Source organism: Paenarthrobacter sp. CC6 (genome assembly GCF_040560085.1).
Classification (GTDB): domain Bacteria; phylum Actinomycetota; class Actinomycetes; order Actinomycetales; family Micrococcaceae; genus Arthrobacter; species Arthrobacter nicotinovorans.
In genome coordinates this window covers 1-1,221 of record NZ_JARDAN010000048.1, presented here as the reverse complement: position 1 = coordinate 1,221, position 1,221 = coordinate 1, and the positions used below count along the sequence as shown (strand labels likewise).

Genomic DNA, 1,221 nt, shown 5'->3' with positions numbered 1-1,221 from the left:
CGGCGGATTCAGGCGGTCATTGCAACAGGAGTCCTTCGATCATTTCGATCGGTTTTCTGAACTCTAGTCTTTTGCGTGGCCGGTCGTTGAGTTCCTGGGCGACCCAGTCGAGGTCTTCGGCGCTGTGGATGCTCAGGTCGGTGCCCTTCGGGAAGTACTGCCGTAGCAGGCCATTCGTGTTTTCGTTGATGCCCCGCTGCCAGGGTGAGTGCGGATCGCAGAAGTAAATGTCGATACCGGCGTCGATTTTCACGGTTTTCCAGTCCTGCATTTCGATGCCCTGGTCCCACGTGAGGGAATGCCTCAGCGCCTCAGGGAGCGTCTTGATCTTCGCGGCCAAGGCGTCGCGCATTTGTTCTGCTTTGTATCCGTCCGGCAGATGCACGAGCATCGTGTAGTTGGTGGTTCTCTCCACGAGGGTCCCGATCGCGGACTGGTTGCCCTTGCCGATAATCAGGTCACCCTCCCAATGCCCTGGCACCGCACGGTCCTGAACCTCGGCGGGTCGCTCGGAGATATTGATCATCCCCGGGATCCGGTTCTTCCGCTGGCCGGCCTTCCTGCAGGGCTGCCTGAGCGCACGTCCGGTGCGTAAACACACGGCCAGATCACGGTTGAGCGCTCCGCGGGACTGAACGTAGAGCGATTGGTAAATGGTCTCAGGTGACACCCGCATCTCCGGCTCATCGGGAAACTCAACCCGCAGGCGTCCAGCGATCTGCTCAGGCGAGTACTTCTTTTTCAGGTCCTCTTCCACCTTCGCACGCAACACAGTGTTGGTGTGCAGTTTCGCCGGTTTCGGCCGCGAAGCCCGCTCATAAGCCAGAGCGTGAGCCGACGTCGCCCGGTAAGGCAACCCAGCCACCGAATTGCGCCGCAGCTCCCTGGACACCGTCGAGGCCGACCTGCCGACCACGGCCCCGATCCGGCGCAGCGAATGTCCCTGAGCGCGCAGCACCGCGATCTCCTCACGCTGAGCGAAGGTCAGGCACCTTCCCTTCAGACCCCGGCCGCGGCGTGGCCGGACACCGCCGGCCTCGGCCAGGACCCGGCGCCCGGTCCGCCTGCTCGTATTGATCGGCGCAACAGCGTCAGTGATGAAATCACCGGCCTGCATCCCGGCCCAAAAGAGCTGCAAAAGATCCGGCCTTACGTAAATCGAGTACCTCGCCACGACAACACCCATCCGCTAAGTGTTGCAATCACCGCAAGAACCCAAGG

At 61.7% G+C, this 1,221-nt stretch carries 1 protein-coding gene; it reads right to left on the bottom strand.

Features of this window, described 5'->3' with window-relative positions:
- Positions 1–16: 16 nt before the first annotated feature.
- Positions 17–1,186, bottom strand: a complete 1,170-nt coding sequence (locus PV760_RS21420; RefSeq protein WP_055977169.1) for an IS30 family transposase — start codon at positions 1,184–1,186, stop codon at positions 17–19.
- Positions 1,187–1,221 lie beyond the last annotated feature (35 nt).

What these genes read in the sequence shown, in the direction of transcription:
- PV760_RS21420 (WP_055977169.1), bottom strand. Translation starts at nt 1,186, where the DNA reads ATGGGTGTTGTCGTGGCGAGGTACTCGATTTACGTAAGGCCGGATCTT.